The organism is Kribbia dieselivorans NBRC 106261, from assembly GCF_001552435.1.
GTDB lineage: Bacteria > Actinomycetota > Actinomycetes > Actinomycetales > Dermatophilaceae > Kribbia > Kribbia dieselivorans.
In genome coordinates this window covers 1-7,602 of the sequence record NZ_BCRE01000022.1, presented here as the reverse complement: position 1 = coordinate 7,602, position 7,602 = coordinate 1, and the positions used below count along the sequence as shown (strand labels likewise).

Genomic DNA, 7,602 nt, shown 5'->3' with positions numbered 1-7,602 from the left:
GGTCGCCGCAGCGGCGGTGGCCGCCTCACCCGAGCGACTGCGCCTGGGCACCTGGCACGACGAGGATCCGTTCGGCGTGCTCTACCTCGTCGGGACGTGGATCACCTGAGGCGCAGGCGTCACGTGCCCGGGATCGGCTGCATGGAGGTCCGCATCAGGCCCTCTTGCGTGACACTCGCGACCATGCGGCCCTGCGGGTCGAAGATGGAGCCGCGAGCCAGGCCGCGACCGCCGTGCGCCGACGGTGACGACTGGTCGTAGAGCAGCCACCCGTCCGCGCGGAACGGCCGCAGGAACCACAGGGCGTGATCGAGCGAGGCGCCCTCGGCCTCGGTGCCCACGTGCGGCCGCCAGGCGACACTGATGAGCGTCATGTCGCTCATGTACGTCAGCGCGGCGACGTGGGTGTGCGGGTCCTCGGGGAGCGCGTGGCGATGGCGGAACCAGAACATCTGCCGGGAGGCCACACCGGGGATGAGGGGCGTGTCGGCCGCCGGGACCAACCGAACGTCCCAGTCGGGCCATTCCGTGCCGAGGAACTCGGAGAACTCCTCCGGGAAGTCGTTCTCGGGTAGCTCGTCGGGGGTGGGCACCTGCGGCATGTCGTTCTGGTGTTCCAGCCCGCCCTGCGGCACGTGGAAGCTGGCGGTCATCGAGAACATGACCTTGTCGCGTTGCAGCCCGGTCACGGACCGGAGCGAGAAGGAACGCCCGTCGCGGACCCGGTCGACGGCGAACGTGATCGGCTCATCCGGGATGCCCGGGCGGATGAAGTACCCGTGCAGCGAATGCACCGAGAAGGGCTCCTCGACCGTGGCCACGCCCGAGAGCAGGCCCTGGGCCGCCACCAATCCACCGAACGTGCGCTGCAGCGTGGTCTGCGGGGTGCTGCCGCGGAAGCGGTCGTCGCCGAGGGGTTCGACGACGAGGGACTCGGCCAGGCGATTGACCGGATGGAAGGAGGGCGTGGAGGACATGGGGGGAGGGTAGTCGACGGCGATCGTGGACCCCGCAGGCGCCCGTACGACGCTCCGCCCGTGGGATGCCGAACGGCCCCCGCGCCGTTCGCGCGGGGGCCTTCGTGGCGGGTGGTCAGCGGGTCAGGAGACCGCGTCGCTCTCGTCCTTGATGGCGCACAGGACCGCGCCGTTGGACACCGTCGCGCCGACCTCGGCGGTCAGGTTGTGGATGACACCGGACTTGTGGGCCTTGAGCGGCTGCTCCATCTTCATCGCCTCGAGCACGACGATGGTGTCGCCCTCGGCAACGGTCGCGCCCTCCTCGACGGCGATCTTGACGATGGTGCCCTGCATCGGCGCGACGAGCGAGTCACCGGAGGCGCCGGCGCCGGACTTGCCACCGCCGGCGCGCTTCGGGGCCTTCTTCTTCGCGGCTCCGTTGCTGCCGCCGCCGAGCGACAGGCCGCCGGGCAGGACGACCTCGAGGCGCTTGCCGCCGACCTCGACGACGACCTTCTGGCGCTCGCCGGCCTCGTCGGCCTCGGCCACCTCACCCTTGTACGGCTCGATGGTGTTGTTGAACTCGGTCTCGATCCAGCGGGTGTAGACGGAGAACGGTGTGGCCGGGTCCTCGGGGGCGAAGGCCGGGTCGTTGACGACGGCCTGGTGGAAGGGGAGCACCGTCGGCATGCCCTCGACCTTGAACTCGGCCAGCGCGCGCCGGGAACGCTCGATGGCCTGCTGGCGGTCCTTGCCGGTGACGATGAGCTTGGCGAGCATCGAGTCGAACGCGCCGGCGATGGTGTCGCCCTGCACGATGCCGGTGTCCAGGCGTACGCCGGGGCCGGTCGGGGGCTCGAAGAGCGAGACGGTGCCGGGGGCGGGCATGAAGTTCATGCCGGCGTCCTCGCCGTTGATGCGGAACTCGATGGAGTGGCGCGTGACCGCGGGGTCGTCGTAACCGAGCTCCTCGCCGTTGGCGATGCGGAACTGCTCGCGGACGAGGTCGATGCCGGTGACCTCTTCGGTGACCGGGTGCTCGACCTGGAGGCGGGTGTTGACCTCGAGGAAGGAGATCGTGCCGTCCTGGGCGACGAGGAACTCGCAGGTGCCGGCGCCGACGTAGCCGGCCTCCTTGAGGATGGCCTTGGAGGCGCGACGCAGCTCGGCGTTCTGCTCGTCGGACAGGAACGGCGCGGGGGCCTCCTCGACGAGCTTCTGGTGGCGGCGCTGCAGCGAGCAGTCGCGGGTGGAGACGACGACGACGTTGCCGTGCTGGTCGGCGAGGCACTGGGTCTCGACGTGGCGGGGCTTGTCGAGGTAGCGCTCGACGAAGCACTCGCCGCGACCGAAGGCGGTGACGGCTTCGCGGACGGCCGAGTCGTACAGCTCGGGGATCTCCTCGAGGGTGCGGGCGACCTTGAGGCCGCGACCGCCGCCGCCGTAGGCCGCCTTGATCGCGACCGGGACGCCGTACTGCTTGGCGAACTCGACGACCTCGTCGGCGCCGCTGACCGGGTCGGCGGTGCCGGGCACGAGCGGGGCGTTGGCGCGCGTGGCGATGTGGCGGGCCTTGACCTTGTCACCGAGGCCGTCGATGGCTTCGGGGCCGGGGCCGATCCAGGTCAGGCCGGCGTCGATGACCGCCTGCGCGAAGTGGGCGTTCTCGGCGAGGAAGCCGTAGCCGGGGTGCACGGCGTCGGCGCCGGCCTCCTTGGCGATCTCGATGAGCTTGTCCTGCAGGAGGTAGCTGTCACCGGGGGTCGAGCCGCCCAGGGCGTAGGCCTCGTCGGCCACCTTCACATGCAGGGCGTCGCGGTCGGGGTCGGCGTAGACCGCGACGGAACCGATGCCGGAGTCACGGCACGCGTGGGCGATACGGACGGCGATCTCGCCACGGTTCGCGATGAGTACTTTGCTGATTGGCGCCATGGCTACGGAGCCTAGCGGAGCGATTCGGCGTGCATGCACGCAGGCGCGCGTCGTGGGCGCCACCCTGGCGTGTGGGGATGTGGCCGTCCGAGCGACCAGATCCCCACACACGACAGGGACCCGGCTGTTGACGGGAGTTGTCCACAGCCGGATGGGGCAAGGGATCGCTGTCCACCGGGCGCAGGTGTACGCGGGACGCCTGTCTGAGGCGCGGCCATCCTTCGGGGTATGGACGCAGACCGTCCTTCCCTCGTGGAAGGCACCGAACGACCCTCCTTTCCGCGCTTGGCGGGCCAGCAGGGACTCGCCACGATCGATCAACTCCGCGTTGCTGGCTGGAGCCGGTCGAGGATCCGGCATGGTCGCGCCACGAAGTGGCAGGAGCCCATGCCGGGCGTGATCGCTCCACATCGGGGTCCGCTGGACTCGGAAACAGTGCGGGTGGCGCTGGCGCTGTGGGCCGGCCCCGATGCGGTGCTCACCGGCTCCTGGGCATTGAGTGCTCTGGGCGTGCGAACGCAGCCGCCCCGCCACGCCACCTTCCTGCTCGCGCAAGGCGGATACGTCCGCCGACATGACCGGGCGCGACTGGTGCGGACCCGACGACTTCCGCGCGTGGTGAGAACTCAGGGGGTGCTGAGGATCGCTAGCCCAGCACGAGCGCTGGTCGACACGTCGGTGTTCGAGCGACACACGATGCAGGAGTTGGAGCACCTGGCGATTGGCATCCTGCAGCGAGGCTTGGCCTCACCGGAGCAGCTGGCACAGGAGATGCGCGGGCGCCCGATCGCCTCGGTTGGTCCGGTGAAGCGCGGACTGGAGGCGTTCCGCCAGGGGGCATGGTCGAGGCCGGAGGCGGTACTGCGTGAACTCATCGGCGGCCGCCATGGATTCCCGAGCATGGTGACCAACCGACGGTTGGTGAGCGTCGCGACCGAGACGTTCATCGGGTGCCCCGACGCCTACTTTGAGGAGGCAGGCGTCGCGGTCCAGGTCCAGTCGCGGCAGTACCACCAAGGGTTCGACGATCAGGGTGGAGATCAGTGGGCGCGAACCGTGGAGAAGGACAGCGCCTACGTTGCGGTGGGCGTGCGCGTGCTGGGAGTCACCCCGTGGACCCTGTACCGCAATCCAGACACGTTTCTGAGTCGCCTGCGCCAGACGATCGAGCTGGGCGTCGCTGGCCCTCGTCCGGCCGTCCGCGTCGACTGAGCGGGAATCGGCGCCCGGTGTGTGGGGAAGTGGTCGTCCCAGCGACCACTTCCCCACACACCCCTCACACAGGGAGCAGACGGGTGACGAAGTCGCGCAACTGCTCGACGTTGCGGCACTCATGCATGCCGACCACCGCGCCGTACACCGACGTCACCGAATCGCCCACGCCCCACGAGCGCGACGGCTCCGGGTTGAGCCACGCCACGTGACGCGCCTGCTCGGCGATGATGTGCAACTGGTCCACGCGGGGGTTGGTGCCGTTGGTGCGGGCATCGCCCAAGATCAACACAGTGCTCCGATGCGTGACGAAATCGAGGTACTGATCAACGAAACTGACCAACGAACTGCCGTAGTCACTGCTCGAATCCCACCGTGTCATGCCCTCGACCTGCGCCAACCGCGGCTTGAGGTCGGCCCCCAGCGGCGAGGTGGTGACGATCTCGGTCAGATCGGCGCAGGAATTGACGAACCCGACGACCTTCATCCGGCGGAAACTGCCCGCCAGCGCTTGCATCAGCAGGATCGTGAAGCTCGAGAACCCCGCCACCGAACCGGACATGTCGCACAGGATCACCAGGTCCGGCCGGTGCGGCTTGCGCTTGCGGAACACCGGCTTGAGCGGCACCCCACCGGTGGCCATCGAGGAGCGCAGTGTGCGCCGGATGTCGATCTTCCCCCGGTCATCGCGCCGTTGCCGCGCGGCGAGCCGGGTGGCCAACTTGCGCGACAGTGGCCCCAGGATCGCCCGCAGCTCCTGAAGGTCCTTCGCCCCGGCGAGCAGGAACTCCTTCTGCTCCATCGGCGTGGCCACGGCGTACTTGGCCATCCGCTCGGTGCCGCGCAGTTCGGCGTTGCGCCGCCGGGCCTCGACGTTGATCTGCTGGGTGATCTCGGCGGCACGAGTGCGCATGCGGTCGCGCAGCAGGGCCTCGTCGAACTCCTGGCCCACGCTGCCGCCGGTGCCACCGCCCGAGCCACCGCCGCCGCCCTCCTGACCGCCGCCGGTACCGCTGCCCGATCCGTCACCGGCCCCCGCGCCGCGCATCGCCCGCGCCTCGTCCATGGCCCCGGCGATCGCGGTCTGCGGGTTGAGCAGGTCACGCGCCTGCAACCCCGAGTACGACCCCATCGTCGACTCGTTCGGCAACTTGCCGAGGTGCTCCACGGCCAGCGCGACCAACGCGGTGATGAGCTTCTGGTCATCGGTGGCCAGTGCCTTCGACAGGGCTTGGCGGATCACCGTGGCCTTCTCTCGCGGGGTCAAGGCCGGGTCGATCTCGGGCAGGCCCGCGTCCGCGCGACCTCCCAGCGCGGCCGGGAAGTACAGGTCGAACACGTCGTCGAAGACCTGCCGGTCCCCGCTGCGCCGCAGGAACGCCGCCGCCAACCCGGCCCGCAACTGGTCACGGTCGGTCATCCCCAGCACGTCGATCACCGACGCCGCGTCCACCGCCTCGGTCGTACCGACGCGCACACCGTGGGCGCGCAGCGTGGCCGCCATCGTGCGCAACCGGCCGGCCAGCGGAGCCGCCGTCACGGGAGAGCCGGCCAACGACGCTCCGCTCATGCCGACCTCAGGTCGAGTGCGTCGATGGCCCGCTCGATGTCGTCCTGGTGCTTGAGCAGCACCCCGAGGTTGTCGCGGATCACGGCCGGGTCCACCGAGTCGACCCCGAGCGCGAGCAGCGTGCGCCCCCAGTCGATCGTCTCGGCCACCGACGGCGACTTGCGCAGCTTGAGGTCGCGCAGCCGGCCGACGAGCCGCACGACCGACTCCGCCAGCGACGCGTCCAGGTCGGGCACCGCGGCGGTGATGATGCGCTGCTCCAGTTCGGCGTGCGGGTAGTCGATGTGGAGGAACAGGCACCGCCGCCGCAGCGCCTCGGACAGCTCGCGCGTGGCGTTCGACGTCAGCACCACGAACGGGCGATGCGTGGCGGTGAGCGTACCGAGCTCCGGCACCGTCACGGCGAAGTCGGAGAGCACCTCGAGCAGCAGGCCCTCGATCTCGACGTCGGCCTTGTCGAGTTCGTCGATGAGCAGCACGCTCGGGTTCTCCGAGCGGATCGCCTGCAGCAACGGTCGCGCCAGCAGGAACTCGTCGGTGAAGATGTTGTCGCGCACCTCGTCCCACTCGCCGCCGTGCTCGCCGGCCCCGTGCGAAGCTCCGGCCGCGGTGATGCGCAGCAGCTGCTTGGCGTGGTTCCACTCGTACAGCGCCCGCGCCTCGTCGACGCCCTCGTAGCACTGGAGGCGGATGAGATCGGCGCCGGTCACGCGCGCGACGGCCTTGCTCAGCTCCGTCTTGCCGACGCCCGCGGGGCCCTCGACGAGCAGCGGCTTGCCGAGTCGATCGGCGAGGAACACGGTCGTCGCAATGGCCTCGGACGCCAGATAGCCGACGTCGGCGAGTTTGGTCAGGACGTCCTCGACGGAGGTGAATCGAGGGGTGGCAGTGGCGCTGGGCGCGGAGTCAGTGGCGGTGGTCACGTCGTTCATCCTGCCTGCGTGGCATGCTCGCGTCCATGGCCGCACGTGTGATCCACACCGCCCAGGCGCTCGTCGACCTCGTCGTCGACGTGCCGATGCTGCCCCGGCGCGGCGGCAATGTCATGGCGCAGGCGAGTGAACGGTACGCCGGGGGAGCGGTGACGATCCTGCTGGCCGCGGCGCGCTCGGGCGTGCAGGCGGTGCACGCCGGTGGCCACGGCACGGGCCCCAACGGCGAGCTCGTACGCGCCGTGCTGTACGCCGAGGGGATCGCCGTGACCGCGCCGCAGAACTGGGACCTCGACACGGGTGTGTGCGTCGTGCTGCTCGAACCGACGGCCGAGCGCACGTTCGTCACGACACAGGGGGCTGAGCGGGTCATCTCGGTCGAGTCGCTGGCGGCCAGTCGCCCGGTTGACGGAGACATCGTGTGCGTCAGTGGGTATTCGCTCGTGCCGCCGACGGTCGAGCCGATGCTGGCGTGGCTGGAGGGTCTGGCGGCGGGGGTGCACATCGTGCTCGATCCCGGAGCGGTGTTCGCCGAGTTGCCGGGGCCGCTGCGTGATCGCATGCTCGCGATCACCGACGTGTGGACCTCGAACGCCGAGGAGGCGGAGGCGCTGACCGGGCAGACGTCGATGGGTGAGGCGGCGAAGTCGGTGGCCGGGCATCTCGTGCCGGGCGCCGTCGCGGTCGTGCGCGACGGGGCGGAGGGGTGCGCGGTCTGGGACGGCGCGGACGTGCACGTCGTCGCGGGGTTCCCGCAGGAGCCGGTGGACACCAACGGCGCGGGCGACACCCACACCGGGGTGCTCATCGCCGAGCGAGCCAAGGGCGCGGACTGGGTGACCGCCGCGCGGCGCGCCAACGCGGCCGGGGCGATCAAGGTGACGCGGCGGGGTCCGTCGACCGCGCCGGGCGCAGCGGAGATCGACGCGTTCCTGGCCGCGCAAACCCACGCCGCGCCCACCCCTGCGACGCACACCCCCGTTGAGTGATGGTTTCG

The 7,602-nt window shown here is 70.3% G+C and carries 6 protein-coding genes; 2 read left to right on the top strand and 4 right to left on the bottom strand.

From position 1 onward, the window contains the following. Positions 1 to 119 precede the first annotated feature (119 nt). Together KD1_RS02210 and KD1_RS02205 are read right to left on the bottom strand one after the other, a co-directional pair. Positions 120 to 977 (bottom strand): acyl-CoA thioesterase, encoded by an 858-nt coding sequence (locus KD1_RS02210; RefSeq protein WP_068396890.1) that lies wholly within the window; start codon positions 975 to 977, stop codon positions 120 to 122. Positions 978 to 1,100: 123 nt separating this feature from the next. Next, positions 1,101 to 2,891 (bottom strand): acetyl/propionyl/methylcrotonyl-CoA carboxylase subunit alpha, encoded by a 1,791-nt coding sequence (locus KD1_RS02205; RefSeq protein ID WP_068396887.1) that lies wholly within the window; start codon positions 2,889 to 2,891, stop codon positions 1,101 to 1,103. A gap of 441 nt (positions 2,892 to 3,332) precedes the next feature. Here KD1_RS02205 and KD1_RS02200 point away from each other — a divergent pair, with 441 nt between their 5' ends. Further along, positions 3,333 to 4,103 (top strand): hypothetical protein, encoded by a 771-nt coding sequence (locus KD1_RS02200; protein ID WP_157073114.1) that lies wholly within the window; start codon positions 3,333 to 3,335, stop codon positions 4,101 to 4,103. A gap of 64 nt (positions 4,104 to 4,167) precedes the next feature. Here the strand turns inward: KD1_RS02200 and KD1_RS02195 are convergent, their stop codons facing one another. Both KD1_RS02195 and KD1_RS02190 read right to left on the bottom strand, forming a co-directional pair. Further along, positions 4,168 to 5,673, bottom strand: a complete 1,506-nt coding sequence (locus KD1_RS02195) for a VWA domain-containing protein (protein WP_083541941.1) — start codon at positions 5,671 to 5,673, stop codon at positions 4,168 to 4,170. Continuing rightward, positions 5,670 to 6,596, bottom strand: a complete 927-nt coding sequence (locus KD1_RS02190) for an AAA family ATPase (RefSeq protein WP_245627240.1) — start codon at positions 6,594 to 6,596, stop codon at positions 5,670 to 5,672. Before KD1_RS02190 ends, KD1_RS02195 begins: the two co-directional genes overlap by 4 nt. 35 nt (positions 6,597 to 6,631) lie before the next feature. On the opposite strand from KD1_RS02190, the gene KD1_RS02185 reads away from it, so the two are divergent. Beyond that, positions 6,632 to 7,594 carry a PfkB family carbohydrate kinase gene (locus tag KD1_RS02185; RefSeq protein WP_245627239.1) on the top strand — a complete coding sequence of 321 codons (963 nt, stop codon included), beginning with the start codon at positions 6,632 to 6,634 and terminating at the stop codon, positions 7,592 to 7,594. Positions 7,595 to 7,602 lie beyond the last annotated feature (8 nt).